Here is a 14639-nt window from a genome sequence, read left to right on the forward strand (position 1 = left end):
ATTTATTTTTTCTTTGAGGTCTTAGTTGCATAACCAGCATTTTTACTTACCGCGTCTACTGCAGTATTGATGTTGGTTTGAGCAACCTCAACAGCGTGCTTCACTGCCTTTTGGCTGGTTTCATAGACATTATTAGCGGAGGCAATCGCTTGCTTGAGTGCTTGTACCGCAGCATCTGAACCTGGAGGAGCATTCTTAGTCCACTCTTCAACCAGCGCATTCATTTTCTTTTGATTCGCTGCAAATTCTTTTTCGGCTGACTTAGTAAAGCTATCTTGTGTTTCGTGCGCCAACTCATAAAGATGACGGCTATAAGAAATAATTTTCTCAGCGATAGGTTGAACAGTTTCCGCTTGATGTGCAAGAAGTTGTTGAATGTCTTTTACCTCTAATGCCTTCTTGGCATTGTTTACGCTATCACTCAAGCTTTGTTTAGCAATTGCTAAATTCAGCTCGACTAATCTTTCAATGCTTTGTAGGGCTTGGTTTGTTAGGCCGCTTAAGGTTTCTAAGTTGGCTTTTTGCGCTGCTGCGAGTTGTTCTGGAGTTAAGTTCATCGTGGACCCTTTCCTTTGGGTAAGTTACTTTTCTTAGTATGACCCTCGGGGTTAATTGGATCAACTAACTTATACGGACAATTATAAGGCTTATATATTGCGTCGCATCATTCATGGGTTAATTCCAGTGGTCCTTTGCGGATGGCGAGGGCATTATGAAAAAGCCTAAAATGAGGGATTCAATTAAAAAAATCAATTATTTCAGTAAGTTACCCATGAAGCTAGGCTTAGACAGTTTTATCGCACCCATTTTTGTATTGATTTGGAGTACCGGGTTTGTGATTGCGCGTCTGGCCATGCCTTATGTAGAACCCGCAACCTTTCTATTTTGGCGTTTTAGTGGGGTGCTAGCCGCCATGGCAGCGCTCAGTCTAGTTTGGCGCATTACATGGCCTAGTTGGACCCAGATCAAGCATATTGCGATTGCAGGTATTTTGTTGCAGTTTGGTTATTTGCTTGGGGTTTGGTTTGCAGTCAGACTTGGTATGACTGCAGGATTGGTGGCAATCATTGTTGGCTTGCAGCCGATCTTGACGGCATGGTTTGCAGCCTGGATCTCAGAGAAGGTTACGCCTCGCCAATGGATTGGCTTGTGTTTTGGATTTGCTGGGGTTGCTTTAGTGGTTGCTGAAAAAATTGGTTTTGCGCACATTCCATTTGTCAGTTATGTATTGGCGTTCATAGCGCTTTTATCAATCACATTTGGAACGCTTTATCAAAAGAAGTATTGCCCAGTTTTCGACTTACGGGCAGGCTCGTCTATTCAGTTTGGAGTTTCTGCCATTCTTTGCTTCTTTTGCATGTACTACTTTGAGAGTGGCGTGATGGTCTGGAATGCCCCAGTGATTACTGCTTTGCTGTGGGCCATTTTCCCTCTTTCCATTGGATCAATCAGCTTGTTATTCATGATGATCCGCAAGGGTGCGGCTACCAAAGTCACGAGCCTGTTGTATTTAACGCCCCCAACAACTGCTTTGATGGCATGGCTCTTGTTTGATGAACCATTTACCCTAATGATGGCTTTAGGGTTGTGCCTGACCATGACGGGTGTAGTGCTAGTAAATGCCCGTCAGAATAATACTGTTGCTACGATTGCTGAATAGGTATCAATAAATGAATAATTTCGGTGTCCATTTAGAAATTATTTATCATTCCGTATATTGAAAGTTTTTGAGGGTCTTTTTCGGATGCGCTTAAGTCGAACTTGCTTGTTTGCTGTAATTTTTGTTTTTGCCTTTGGCGCATTGAATATTGCTCAAAGTATTGCTGCCAGCAAGGATAAAGAGAAGCAAACCAAGTCCACAAAAGTTGTGGTGAAGTCCCCAAAGAAACCGAAAGCAGTTCGTGTTACCGTGACCCGTGCGAATGCCCCAGAAGTTGCTAGTCCACCTTCATTCGCCACAGCGCTTGGTCTACGTGGACAGCATGATGATTTAAGTTTGAAATCCAGTGTCGCCATGGTTGTTAACCAAGACACCAAAGAGGTTTACTTCGAGAAAAACCCAAATGTGAGTTTGCCCATAGCGTCGATTACCAAGTTGATGACGGCAATGGTGGTCTTGGACTCTAGATTGCCATTAGACGAAACAATCGTGATTAATCCAGAGGATGCACATATTTATCGTCGTTCACGTTTAGCTGAAGGCACAGCAATGACTCGCGAAGATGCTCTGCATCTTGCGTTAATGGCTTCTGAGAACCGTGCGGCTTATACCTTAGCGCGTAACTATCCTGGCGGCGTGCCTGCCTTTGTGGATGCGATGAACCGCAAAGCTAGAGAGTTAGGAATGGAGCATTCGCACTTTGCTGATCCAACCGGTTTGCTCAGCGAGAACGTTTCTACTGCAGAAGATTTAACGCGCATGGTTAATGCAGCGTATCAATATAAGTTAATCAGAGAGTATTCCACTTGGCCAGATTTAACGATGGTGATTGCCAAGCGTCCTCAAAAGTTCTTAAATACGAACCGCTTAGTGCGCTCTGGCGACATGGATATTGGTTTGCAAAAGACGGGCTTTATTAATGCTGCTGGCAAATGTTTAGTGATGCAGGCTAGGGTCAATAACACGCCACTCTTACTCGTTTTCTTGGACTCAGTCGGAACCCAATCACGTTTTGCTGACGCGGTGCGTGTGCGAGATTGGTATGAGCGCATGCCAACAGGCACTCAACCGATACGTCGTTTGATGTAAGGGTGCAGATTAAGCTGGGCTACCGGTCTCAGTTAATTTGGGTTTGTACCCCATGCCTTTAGATATCTGCAGGGCAGTATCTTGCAGTGATCGGAGCCAGTCTGCCTGAATACGATCAGTAGGTGCGCTCAGTGACAAGCCAGCCACTAATTTACCAGTGTCATCTAATATCCCTGCCGCAAGACAACTCACGCCAAGTTCAAGCTCTTCATCATCGCGCGCACTGCCTACTCTGCGTACGTGATTGAGTTCAGACTCTAGTTTTGCTAAATCAGTAATGCTATTGCGAGTGTGACCAGATAGTCCAGTGCGAGTGACATATGCGCGTACCTGGTTAGCATCATCACTTGCTAAAAAGAGTTTGCCTACAGAAGTGAGGTGAAGGGGTGCGCGTCCACCAATGGCTCGCACAACTTGCATGCCTGAGCGCTCGCTATATGCACGATCGACGTAAACAATTTCATCACCCTGGCGTACCGAGAGATTTACCGTTTCCCCAGTGAGTTTGTGGAGCGTGCGCATCGGCCCTTGAGCGGCTTCGCGGACTGATAATCTCGCTTTAACGAGATTGCCTAATTCCAATAACTTGAGCCCCAGTCGATAAGTGCCACCATCGCCACGCTCAACTAAGCGGCAAGCAACCATGTCATTGAGGATGCGGTGAGCGGTTGAAGGGTGTAAGCCTGTTTGTTCCGCTAAGTTTTTAAGGCTGCAGGATTCTTCATGCTCTGCTAAGGCATCTAGCAAATTCATCATGCGCTCAACCACCTGGATGGCTGTTTTGGCAACCTCCCCGGTATTTTTAGAGTCTTTGACAGATTTGCTGGTATTCATATGGCATATTGTAGCGATTCCATGCCATATTGCATATTATGAAATCTACAACTGCTGATTTTCAGCAGCCAAATCGCTAAATTAGAGGCTTTAAATGCTAATTTAGGCGCTTCTTAGGGCTCTAGCGCATTCATTAACAAGATCAGGACCTCTGTAAATGAGGCCGCTATAGAGTTGCACCAAACTGGCCCCAGATCTGATTTTTTCTCTGGCGTCAGCTCCAGATAGGATGCCACCAACACCAATAATCGGGAGTTGATCTCCAAGTCTCGCTTTGAGGGCTTTAATGACGATGTTCGATGGGGTGCGAACCGGGGCTCCAGATAAGCCCCCAACTTCTTTGCCGTGTTCGATGTCTTGTACTGCATCGAGTGAAATAGTGGTGTTGGTAGCGATCACGGCGTCCATGCCAAACTCCATCAGCAAATCCGCAATGAGATGAATATCGCCCTGATCAAGGTCGGGAGCAATCTTTAAAAATAAGGGTTTGCGAATTCCGGTGCGATCGCTTAAGCGCTTTCTTGCATCATCTAAATTACGTAACAAATCTCGCAACATGTCTTCGCCCTGAAGAGCGCGCAGGTTTGTTGTATTTGGTGATGAGATATTTACGGTGATGTAGCTTGCAATATCGTAGACAGATTCCATTCCGAGTACGTAATCGCTAGCAGCATCTTCTATCGGGGTGCTAGCATTTTTGCCAATATTGAGCCCAAGAATGCCACCGTTTTGCCAGAATTGAGATTGGCGTACTCTAGCAACGCAGGCTTGAACTCCATCATTATTAAAACCCATGCGATTAATAATGGCCTGGGCTTCTGGCAAACGAAACATCCGTGGCTTTGGGTTGCCAGGCTGAGGGCGGGGTGTAACAGTACCAATTTCTAGGAAACCAAAACCCAGAGTTGCTAATGCATCGATGTGTTTTCCATCTTTGTCTAGCCCTGCAGCTAAACCAACAGGGTTTGGAAATTCGATACCGCAAACATGCTGAGGATCAGCAATTGGTTTGCTGACTAATTTATCTAAAAAACCCCAACGCTGTGCACGATCTAAATTGGTGAGTGTGAGATTGTGAGCTTGTTCTGGGTCTAAGCAAAAGAGCCAGGGGCGTAAGAGTGAGTAGCGATCAATCATGGCGCATATTATGAACTAGTCAGCTTTTGCCAGTGATCTTCAATCAGCCCTTCCATCGGCTGATATTTTGCTTTGTAGGACATCTTCTCGCTCTCCTGAATATAGTAGCCAAGGTAGAGATAGGGTAGATTTAATATCCGAGCCTGCTCAATTTGCCACAAGATGCTGTAACTGCCAAAGCTAGCTGTACGATCCGATGCGTCGTAAAAGGTATATACCGAGGAGATGCCGTGTTCCAGAATGTCGATCATGCTGACCATGCGCAATCTTCCGGGATGGGGGTCATTGGGGCCATCCCTAAATTCAACGATACGAGAATTGACTCTGCTTTGAAGTAAGAACTGCATGTACTGATCTTGGTCATCACTATCCATGTCGCCGCCAGCATGTCGATCATTTTGATAGCGCTGGTAGAGTTGATAGTGTTCTTCTTGATAGCCCAGATTCAAAACAGAGGCTTGAAGACCTGAGTGTTTTTTCCAGGCGCGACGTTGGCTGCGATTGGGATTGAATTGATTGACTAAAACACGTGTAGCAATACAAGCATTACAAGAATCGCAATAGGGCCTATAGGTGTAAAGACCGCTACGACGAAAGCCCGCATGAATCAGTTCGTTATAGACATCTGCATGAATTAAATGCGATGGTGTGGCAACTTGAGAGCGTGCGGTTTTATTTGGCAAATAACTGCAAGGATAGGGTGCAGTCGCGTAAAACTGGATGGTTGTGAGGGGTAGTTCTTTTAAACGCGTCATAACCAGTGAGTCAGTATTTGCTTGTTAAATTTCCAGGATGGAACAATATTAGATTGATTTAAAGAAATTTGCAGTTGCTGTAAAAATTCTAGTCTTGGTAAAGGTCTGGCACCCATTGAGCGCAAATGCTTGGTTTCTTGTTGGCAATCAATCATTGCTACTTGATTCTCTATGCACCAAGCGCTAAGGGCAGCTAAGGCGATTTTAGAGGCATTGGGTTTGCGACTAAACATCGATTCACCATAAACCATCCCGCCAATTGCAACACAATATAAACCCCCAGTGATTTCACCTTGCTCTACAAGTGCTAGGGAATGAGCATAGCCCTGCTCATGAATGGTGGTGTAAGCATCCATAATTTCATGGGTAATCCAAGTTCCATCTTGATCTTTGCGGGCACTTGTTGCGCATGCGCGAATGACTGCGCCAAAATCGGCATCGACAAGAAGTTCAGCTTGAGCATCTTCATAAAAATGCCGAATGCATTTTTGCAAAGAGTTGCTACAGTGAAAGTCATTGGGTTTAAGTACCATTCGTGGGTCAGGCGACCACCACAACACTGGTTGTTCATCTGAGTACCAGGGAAAGATTCCCAGTTGGTATGCCTGAAGTAGTTGTGCAGGATAAATGCGCTCACTGACGGCAATGAGACCAGGTACGCTTGGGTCTGGGTCTGGAGTCAGTAGGGGGTTAGGAAAGGAGTCTTGGGGTCCAAGCCAACAAATTTGACTCATGCGCTAAGCAGTACAGCTGATTTAGATTTTCTCGGTACGCAGGACATCGCGACTGCGCACATGGAACTCACCAGACAATATCCCAGCAGCACGATCAGCAAAGAACCATTCTAGGGTTTGTTTAACTGTCGGAAAGGCAAGTTCACCCCATGGTATTTCATGTTCATTAAATAAAGCCACTTCTAAGCTTTCTTCACCAGCTGAGAAATCTGGAGTCTTCATGGTCGCTAGATAGAACAAATGCACTTGTTCGGCGTGAGGAACATTTAGCAAGGAATACAAAGGCCCAATATCGACTTCTGCACCAGCTTCTTCAAGTGTTTCGCGAGCAGCACCAGCGCTAGTGCTTTCGCCTAATTCCATAAAGCCTGCCGGTAAAGTCCAATAACCATGGCGAGGCTCAATAGCACGACGACAAAGTAAAACTTTATCTCCATAAACAGGAATGCTGCCAACAACATTTCTGGGGTTCTGGTAATGAATGCTTCCGCATGCTTCACACACATGGCGTTCCCGCGAATCATCGGCTGGTATTTTTACCGTGATGGTGGCTGCGCAGTTTGGACAATACTTCATAGTACTTTCTAGAAATGGGCCTTGATAGAGCCTCGCAGGGCATTGCTAAGCATAATCTCTTTTGCATTCAATACCTCCTGAATAGTCAGGTTAGCTTCGCGGGAATTAAAGGCGGGATCATTCAGTAAAGCCTGTCGCATGACTCCAGGTAACACTCCTGCAGATAAAGGTGGTGTTAGCCATTCATCGCTATGGTGAGATTTGATAAAAATGCTACTTCTGCCACCCTCAGTCACATGACCTTGTTCATTCACAAAGAGGGCATCAAAACCACCTAATTTCACTGCTTGTTGCCAGGCGGCATCATATAAACCACGCGCACTAATTTTGTGGGTCAGCAGGAGGTTATTGGAGTGCATTTCGCAGTTCACAGACAAAATATCTTTTGCCCAAAAAATCTTGACTGGTTCATCGATCTGATCAAAGACTGCGCATTGAGTACTTAAATCTCCGTTGGCAGCGAGGTCAAGTCGTAGGCGCATATAAGGGAGTGGCTCGAGGGTGGCGCATGCTTTTGCAACAACTGCATGAGCTTGCTCTTTGCTAAATGGGATCCGCAACGTGCGTGCCGAGCGCTCCATTCGATTTAGGTGTGATTCAAGTCGTTGAGGCGCTTGATTGAGAACGGCAATTGTTTCAAATAGACCAGTATTGCTGGGAAGTTCTGTTAGGAAAGCTGATTTAATGCGACATTCATGCCACTCTTGCTCAGCATCGGAGTCAATTGTGATACCGGCACCAACGCCGAGAGTAAAGCTCATTGCCTGAGATAAAGAATCTTTCTCTATTTCAACGGTTCTAATGGGGACGCTAAAGGCAAAATCGCCATTTGGATCAAGCCACCCTAAAGCGCCGCAGTAATAGCCCCGATCGGACTGCTCAAGTTCTTGAATAATTTCCATGCTACGTTTCTTGGGCGCGCCTGTGACTGAACCGCAGGGGAAGACGGCATTCAAAATGTCACGCAACTTCACATTCGGTTTGATTTGCCCTTCAACAGTAGAGGTCATCTGCAATACATCACCATGTCTTGCCACTTGAAATAAGTGAGGCACCTTAACGGTGTTTGGCAAACAAATACGACTTAAATCATTGCGCAATAGATCGACAATCATTAAATTTTCTGCTCGATTCTTAGGATCGTCGGACAAAGAACTTGGGGTATCCAGCAGGGCACTAGCAGTGCCTTTCATGGGCATTGCTTTTAATGTATTCCCTTGACGCTCAATAAATAGCTCAGGCGATTGGGAGAGTAAATAGTGATTGTCTTGTGCGATGTAGGCACCAAATCTACCAGGTTGGCGCTTGCGTAATTGGCTATACAAGGCTAGCGGTGCACCATAGACTTTGCCGGTGATGCGATAGGTATGGTTGATTTGATAGGTATCGCCACTACGAATCCATTCCTGGATCTTGGCGATGTCATCACAAAAATGCTCTTGATCTATTGATTCATGCAAATCCATTACGCCTGCAAGTTGTTCGGCATTTGAAAGTGCTTTTAATTCTGTTGCAATATGGTGATCCATTTGCTCTTTAGAAAACTTTTGGTATTCCTGAAAAGCCCACGCCTCAATTAGCGGATGAGGATTTACTATCTCTGGTGATTTTGGAGTAGCCTGCTTTAGATGATGAATTAATTGACCTAGTTCGTAAGCCAGAGCGGTAACGATATGTTTGCCTTCACTTAATGCAAGAGTGATTCCTTCCAAGCAGTCGACCACTGCTTGACGATCAACTTCGTGATTACCACTCGGAAGAACGCGCCAATATTGCAAAGGCGCGTTATAGACTCGACTTGACGGATTTGCCGCCGTGCTTTGTGCGTCATCGAGCAAAATCATGACGCTCACTCTATCAATTACTTGATGATGGAGGCCGATTCAATGACAACTGGCTTGGTGGGTACGTCAGCCATTCTGCCAATGCGTGGGGCTGGCGCAACCATCGTGGGCACTTTGCGAATGGCGTCAATGGTTTGAGTGCCAGAAATGACTTTGCCAAATACGGTGTAACCGTTACCCATTGCATTTGGGTAGTTTAGGCCTTCATTATCTTTGACGTTGATAAAAAATTGAGCAGTTGCTGAATCTGGATCAGAAGTGCGTGCCATGGCAATGGTGTAGGTATTATTTTTTAATCCATTATTTGCCTCAGAAGCAACTGGCGCATCAGTTGGCTTTTGCACAAGGTCTGGCGTAAAGCCGCCACCTTGAATCATGAAGCCATCAATTACTCGATGGAAGATCGTGCCGTTATAAAAACCGCTTTTTACATAATTCAAAAAATTAGCTGTTGTTTTGGGAGCCTTCACATCATCTAACTCCACTACAAAGTTACCCATAGTGGTTTTGAACTCCACCTTCGGTCCAGCGATTGCCATTTGAGTTGCAAAACAGGTAATAGCAAAAACAAATAGGGTAAAAAACTTACGCATAAAGGCTCCTCAACCGAAATAATGTAATTAGTATGAATAAAGTATTGTATTGCCCTAGGGACTTAAGCCATTGGGAAGCTTGCCCGCTTTTGCATAAGGCGCTTCTTCAAACATGTCTGGGCGAGAAAGGTAGTCCAGTACCCAGTCCATCGTATCTACACCCCAAAAACAGCGTTGATTTATGACTAGTGCAGGCACACCAAATGCACCATCTGCTTTAGCCTGCTCAGTATTGGCAATGAGCTGAGCTTTCACCAAGGCATCATCTGGTTTTGGTGTATCCAGAGATAAACCTAGGTAAGCACAAAAGTCAGGCCAAGACAAATTAGGATCTTTTCCTTCTAGCCATACGTAGTCAAAAGCTTTTTCCACCATTGCCCAATTCGCCTTTTCTTGAACCAAAAGACGTTGGGGTGCAACTGTCATAAATGGATGGTGATCTGGGAAGTGAAAAGGGATCCCTAATTTTTCTGCCTGCCATACGCAGAACTGATAAGTGTGAGGACGTTTAGCTGCAATTTCGCCAGGCCCCTTATTGTCAGTAGCCCTAAAGAGGCCTCCCAATAAAATAGGCACGGGAGTGATCTCCAGCTTTTCCTCTAGACGTTTACGTTGCTTGATATACAAATAGGCAAACGGGGAAATAATGTCGTAATAAAAACGCGCAGGCAATTTAGAAGACATTTCTAATCTAGTTCCCGATATTATTTTTGATGCTCGGCATCTAACTGACGCAAGAATGCCATCTTTTCCTTGATCTGACTTTCAAGTCCGCGCTCAACCGGTTCATACCAATGGGGTGCTGCCATACCCTCGGGTAGATAGGATTCACCAGCAGCATAGGCGTGAGGCTCATCATGGGCGTAGCGATATTCCTTGCCGTGACCAAGTTCTTTCATCAACTTAGTAGGTGCATTACGTAAATGATTGGGTACAGGCTTAGATTGATCATTTGCTACAAATGCACGAGCGGCATTAAACGCTTTGTAGCTCGCATTGCTTTTTGCCGCTACAGCAAGATAAACCACTGCTTGACCAAGAGCTAGCTCTCCCTCGGGTGAACCAAGGCGTTCGTAGGTCAGGGCCGCATCATTTGCCAGTTGCATGGCACGTGGATCAGCAAGCCCAATATCTTCCCATGCCATACGAATAATGCGACGGGCCAAGTAACGAGGGTCTACTCCGCCATCTAACATACGACATAACCAGTACAGAGAGGCATCAGGATCAGAGCCTCTCACAGATTTATGTAGTGCAGAGATCTGATCATAAAACTGGTCACCACCTTTATCAAATCGTCTAGCCTGAGTGGAAAGCGCATTTTCAATAAAGGCTTGATCAACAATTTTGGTATTGGAGTCTAGTGCAAGCACAGCGTTGAGAACCTGCTCAACCAAATTGAGCAGCCTTCTTGCATCACCATCCGCATGGTGAATAAGCGTATCAATTGCCGCCGCTTCGAATTGAACTTCTGGCATGGCATACTGATGTGCACGTTCAAATAACTGCTTAAGTTCTGTCTTGTTTAAAGATTTCAAGACATAGACCTGTGCGCGTGAGAGTAGTGCAGAGTTCACTTCAAAAGAGGGATTCTCAGTAGTGGCGCCGATGAAGGTGAATAAACCAGATTCCACATGCGGTAAGAGTGCATCTTGTTGGCTCTTGTTAAAGCGATGAATTTCATCGACAAACAAAATTGTTTGTTTGCCAGATTGCGCTAAGGTTTGTTCTGCTTGTTGAATCGCTTCCCGAATTTCCTTAACTCCCGCTAGAACTGCAGAGATGGCGATGAACTCCCGATCAAAGGCTTTGGCGGATAAACGAGCCAAGGTTGTTTTTCCTACACCTGGCGGTCCCCATAAAATCATGGAGTGAGGCTTGCCAGATGCAAAAGCCAGATTTAACGGTTTGTTCGAAGAGAGTAGGTGAGTCTGCCCAATGACCTGATCGATGGATCTTGGGCGCAGTGCTTCCGCTAAAGGGGGCGGAGGTGCACTATCAAAAAGACCACTCATTGATCAAGCTTGAATAAACAGAATCACAACCGCCGCCCAAGCTAAGCAGAAGGCAGCAATATACGTTAAGCGATTGCGCATAGCCATAAAGGCTGCGCATGCAGTTTCATCTGAAAAATAAAGACGATAGGTATTTTGATCAATGTTGCGCTGAATGATCAAGGTCGAGGCCATGATAAATAAGCCAACTGGAATGTAGATGTGTAAAGCTACCCAAGCAACTAAAGCAGGGATCACGCCCCAGATCCAAGCATTTCGGTCTAACCAGCGATCGCCTGTTGTTGCTTTACCTAAATTGTGTAAATTGGCGCCCCAATGCAATGCGCCCATAAATGAGGTGATCACTGCCCCATATCCAGCCAGCGATTCAGCGCTCAAGTAGTTAATGGGCGTTGGTGCAAGTTGTACTAGCAAGGCTAAACCAACAAATGGAATTAAGCCTGCATAACCAAGTTTAAGAACTAATGGAGGTAAGGGGTTATTACTCACGACAGATTATTTTTTATGAGTTGTATGGGTTAGAAATTATTTATCGTATGTGTAAACACCGCGTCCGGTTTTGCGACCAAGGTAACCGGCGGCGACCATTTCGCGCAAGAGTGGGCAAGGGCGATATTTTGAGTCGCTAAAGTTTTCAAAATACACTTCCATGACTGCAAGACAGGTGTCTAGGCCGATGAGATCTGCCAAAGCAAGAGGGCCGATAGGCTGATTGCAGCCCAGCTTCATGCCTGCATCGATATCTTCTGGACTTGCTAAACCCTCTGACAAAACGAAGAAAGCTTCATTAATCATCGGCAACAAGATTCGATTTACAACAAACCCTGGAGAGTTTTTGACGGTAATCGGCTCCTTGCCAACGCGTTTAGCCATTTCAATAATGGCAGCATGAGTTTCGTCGCTGGTTTGTAATCCGCGAATCACTTCAACCAACGCCATTAGGGGCGGTGGATTAAAGAAGTGCATACCAATAAAGCGTGCTGGGTTAGAGTCGAGCGCCGCAAGTTTAGTGATAGAGAGTGATGAAGTGTTGGTGGCGATGATGGTGTCTTTGCTGACAATCTCATCGACTTGCTTCAGAATTTTTTCCTTAATTGCTTGGTTTTCTGTGGCAGCTTCAATCACTAATCCAAGACCCTTGAAGTCTGCATAAGAAGTGCTTCCTTTGATGCGCTTGAGCGCGGCATCTTTCGCTTCTGCGCTAAGTGTTTCTTTTTTTACGAGACGATCTAAACTCTTGCTAATTTGATCAAGACCGCGTTGAACCGCAGCTTCATTGATATCCACCATCACAACGTCAAGTCCTGCAACAGCGCACACTTGTGCAATGCCATTACCCATGGTGCCTGCACCAATTACGCCGATTGACTGAATCTTCATCTTATTTCCTTCGTTGATACTGGGTTGAACCAAATAACTGCTCTCTAGCTTTGTCGTCATGCAAAGGCTTGCGTAACGCTGTTAATACTTCGCATCCTCGTTTAACCGCGGGGCGTTCACCAATCATTTCAAACCAGTGCTTGAAATGCGGATACGCATCGATATCGATGCCTTGATTCTTCCAATTCCTTGTCCAAGGAAAAATCGCAATATCGGCAATCGAATAGGTTTTGCCCGCAATATACGTATTATCTTTCAGTTGGCTATCCAAAACCCCATAAAGTCGTTTGGCCTCGTTGGTGTAGCGATCGATGGCGTACTGAATTTTTTCAGGAGCGTAAAGCCGGAAGTGATGGTTTTGACCAAGCATTGGTCCAAGACCGCCCATTTGGAACATCAACCACTGTAAGACCTTATACTTGCCTCGGGTGGTTTTGGGTAAAAACTTGCCAGTTTTGGCGGCAAGGTAGAGCAAAATTGCGCCTGACTCAAAGATGCTGATGGGTTTGCCATCGGGTCCCTGAGGATCAACCAAGGCTGGGATTTTATTGTTCGGGCTCATTTCCAAGAATGCTTTATCAAATTGGTCTCCGGCACCAATATCAATTGGATGGGCTATCCAGTCGCGCCCCAATTTATAGCCACACTCTTCGAGCATGATGTGGACCTTGTGGCCATTTGGAGTTGGCCAGCTATAAACATCAATCACATTACTATTTTTACTTTTCTTGATTGCCATAAGAATCTCTATAGTTATTGAGTATTAAAAGTATTTAAAGTTTTTGTAGGCGGTCTAAAGCCGAGGAAAGCGTTTGTTCTTGCTTTGCAAAACAAAAACGAATGACGCCTGACTCCGTAGGTTTTTCATAAAAGGCAGAAACTGGAATGGCAGCAACGCCGATTTCAGTGGTTAGCCATTTGCAAAAATCTGCTTCATTGAGTTTTGCCTCGGGAATCGCGAGCGCGGTGTAATCAACACATTGAAAGTACGTTCCTGGTGTGGGCAACAATTTGAATGCTGTTTTTTCTAGCCCCGCTCTAAAAAAGTCTCGCTTGGTTTGATAAAAGGTAGGCAGATTTAAGTAATGCGATGCATCAGATAGGTAAGTGGCTAAACCAAATTGCATTGGTGTGTTTACCGTAAACACATTGAATTGATGCACTTTACGAAACTCTGCGCTGAGCGAGGTAGGTGCAGCAACATAACCGACTTTCCAGCCAGTGACATGATAGGTTTTGCCAAAACTAGAAATCAGAAAACTGCGCGCAGCTAACTCAGGGTGAGAGGCAACGCTATGATGATGCGCTCCGTCATAGACCATGTGCTCGTAAACCTCATCACTCAAGATCAAAGTGGAAGTGTTTCTGAGTAAGTCTGCCAAGCGATCGAGGTCAGACTTTTGCCAGACCATGCCTGTTGGGTTATGCGGTGTATTAATGATGAGCAAGCGAGTATTGGTATGTATCGCCTTTGATAGCGCTTCCCATGGAATTTGATAGGAGGCTACTTTTCCATTGCCATTGCGAATTGCCTCAAGAGCAACCGCAATAACTTTTCCGCCAGCTAATTCAATGGATGGTCTGTAGCTGTCATATGCTGGCTCCAGAATGACAACCTCATCACCAGGGCTAACGCACGCAAGAATAGTAGTCAGAATTCCTTGTGTGCCGCCTGCGGTGATGGTGATTTCAGAATCCGGGTTGTATTGATGTCCATAGAGTTGTTGAATCTTGTTTGCGATGCCATGACGTAAATTGGGAACCCCAATCATCGGAGGGTATTGATTGTGATCAGCGAGCATCGCTGCATTGACGTCCGCAATCAATTTACGATCACACGGAAAATCTGGAAAGCCTTGGCCCAAGTTAATGGCTTGATGTTCGGTGGCCAGGGCAGACATTACCGTAAAGATTGTCGTACCCACTCTGGGAAGGCGACTCGGGAATGAGGGCGGCATAAGGGCGGAGTTCATTTGGTCAAAACGAGCCAAAAGCGGTCCCATAGCCTTTTTGGCGAATAAT

At 45.5% G+C, this 14639-nt stretch carries 16 protein-coding genes; 2 read left to right on the plus strand and 14 right to left on the minus strand.

The annotated features are described in order from the left end of the window. Nucleotides 1–2: 2 nt before the first annotated feature. Entirely contained in the window at nt 3–557 is a 555-nt protein-coding gene (locus tag NHB34_RS03915) for a phasin family protein (RefSeq protein ID WP_353428333.1), read from the minus strand. Nucleotides 558–712: 155 nt separating this feature from the next. On the opposite strand from NHB34_RS03915, the gene NHB34_RS03920 reads away from it, so the two are divergent. Both NHB34_RS03920 and NHB34_RS03925 read left to right on the plus strand, forming a co-directional pair. Continuing rightward, nucleotides 713–1660 (plus strand): DMT family transporter, encoded by a 948-nt coding sequence (locus NHB34_RS03920; protein ID WP_353428334.1) that lies wholly within the window; start codon nt 713–715, stop codon nt 1658–1660. 84 nt (nt 1661–1744) lie between these two features. Beyond that, on the plus strand, nt 1745–2749 hold the full coding sequence (locus NHB34_RS03925) for a serine hydrolase (RefSeq protein WP_353428335.1): 1005 nt from the start codon (nt 1745–1747) through the stop codon (nt 2747–2749). Nucleotides 2750–2758: 9 nt separating this feature from the next. Here NHB34_RS03925 and NHB34_RS03930 read toward each other — a convergent pair whose 3' ends face one another. The 13 genes from NHB34_RS03930 to NHB34_RS03990 all read right to left on the minus strand — a co-directional run bounded on the left by NHB34_RS03930 (nt 2759) and on the right by NHB34_RS03990 (nt 14575). Further along, nucleotides 2759–3583 carry an IclR family transcriptional regulator gene (locus NHB34_RS03930; protein ID WP_353428336.1) on the minus strand — a complete coding sequence of 275 codons (825 nt, stop codon included), beginning with the start codon at nt 3581–3583 and terminating at the stop codon, nt 2759–2761. Nucleotides 3584–3685: 102 nt separating this feature from the next. Further along, the gene (locus NHB34_RS03935; RefSeq protein ID WP_353428337.1) at nt 3686–4720 is read right to left on the minus strand and encodes a quinone-dependent dihydroorotate dehydrogenase; all 1035 of its coding nucleotides are present in this window, start codon (nt 4718–4720) and stop codon (nt 3686–3688) included. Nucleotides 4721–4728: 8 nt separating this feature from the next. Next, nucleotides 4729–5475 (minus strand): arginyltransferase, encoded by a 747-nt coding sequence (locus NHB34_RS03940; RefSeq protein ID WP_353428338.1) that lies wholly within the window; start codon nt 5473–5475, stop codon nt 4729–4731. Further along, nucleotides 5472–6209, minus strand: coding sequence for a leucyl/phenylalanyl-tRNA--protein transferase (gene aat / locus NHB34_RS03945; protein WP_353428339.1), 738 nt, complete (start codon nt 6207–6209; stop codon nt 5472–5474). The genes NHB34_RS03940 and aat overlap by 4 nt, the downstream gene beginning before the upstream one ends. A 21-nt stretch (nt 6210–6230) precedes the next feature. Further along, a complete protein-coding gene (locus NHB34_RS03950; protein ID WP_353428340.1) occupies nt 6231–6785 on the minus strand; it encodes an NUDIX hydrolase in 555 nt (184 codons plus the stop codon). Nucleotides 6786–6793: 8 nt separating this feature from the next. Further along, nucleotides 6794–8629: a bifunctional anthranilate synthase component I family protein/class IV aminotransferase gene (locus tag NHB34_RS03955; protein WP_353428341.1), complete on the minus strand. Its 1836-nt coding sequence runs from the start codon at nt 8627–8629 to the stop codon at nt 6794–6796. A 17-nt stretch (nt 8630–8646) separates the two neighbouring features. Next, nucleotides 8647–9168: a peptidylprolyl isomerase gene (locus NHB34_RS03960; protein ID WP_353428532.1), complete on the minus strand. Its 522-nt coding sequence runs from the start codon at nt 9166–9168 to the stop codon at nt 8647–8649. A gap of 108 nt (nt 9169–9276) precedes the next feature. Next, nucleotides 9277–9906, minus strand: a complete 630-nt coding sequence (locus NHB34_RS03965) for a DsbA family protein (protein ID WP_353428342.1) — start codon at nt 9904–9906, stop codon at nt 9277–9279. A 20-nt stretch (nt 9907–9926) separates the two neighbouring features. Beyond that, nucleotides 9927–11237 carry a replication-associated recombination protein A gene (locus NHB34_RS03970; RefSeq protein WP_353428343.1) on the minus strand — a complete coding sequence of 437 codons (1311 nt, stop codon included), beginning with the start codon at nt 11235–11237 and terminating at the stop codon, nt 9927–9929. A 3-nt stretch (nt 11238–11240) separates the two neighbouring features. Then, nucleotides 11241–11726, minus strand: a complete 486-nt coding sequence (locus NHB34_RS03975) for a DUF3429 domain-containing protein (RefSeq protein ID WP_353428344.1) — start codon at nt 11724–11726, stop codon at nt 11241–11243. A 36-nt stretch (nt 11727–11762) separates the two neighbouring features. Then, a complete protein-coding gene (locus tag NHB34_RS03980) occupies nt 11763–12617 on the minus strand; it encodes a 3-hydroxybutyryl-CoA dehydrogenase (RefSeq protein WP_353428345.1) in 855 nt (284 codons plus the stop codon). A gap of 1 nt (nt 12618) precedes the next feature. Beyond that, nucleotides 12619–13326, minus strand: a complete 708-nt coding sequence (locus tag NHB34_RS03985; RefSeq protein ID WP_353428533.1) for a glutathione binding-like protein — start codon at nt 13324–13326, stop codon at nt 12619–12621. Between the two features lie 64 nt (nt 13327–13390). Beyond that, nucleotides 13391–14575, minus strand: a complete 1185-nt coding sequence (locus NHB34_RS03990; RefSeq protein ID WP_353428534.1) for a pyridoxal phosphate-dependent aminotransferase — start codon at nt 14573–14575, stop codon at nt 13391–13393. Between the last annotated feature and the right edge of the window lie 64 nt (nt 14576–14639).

The organism is Polynucleobacter sp. MWH-UH19D, from assembly GCF_040409795.1.
GTDB lineage: Bacteria > Pseudomonadota > Gammaproteobacteria > Burkholderiales > Burkholderiaceae > Polynucleobacter.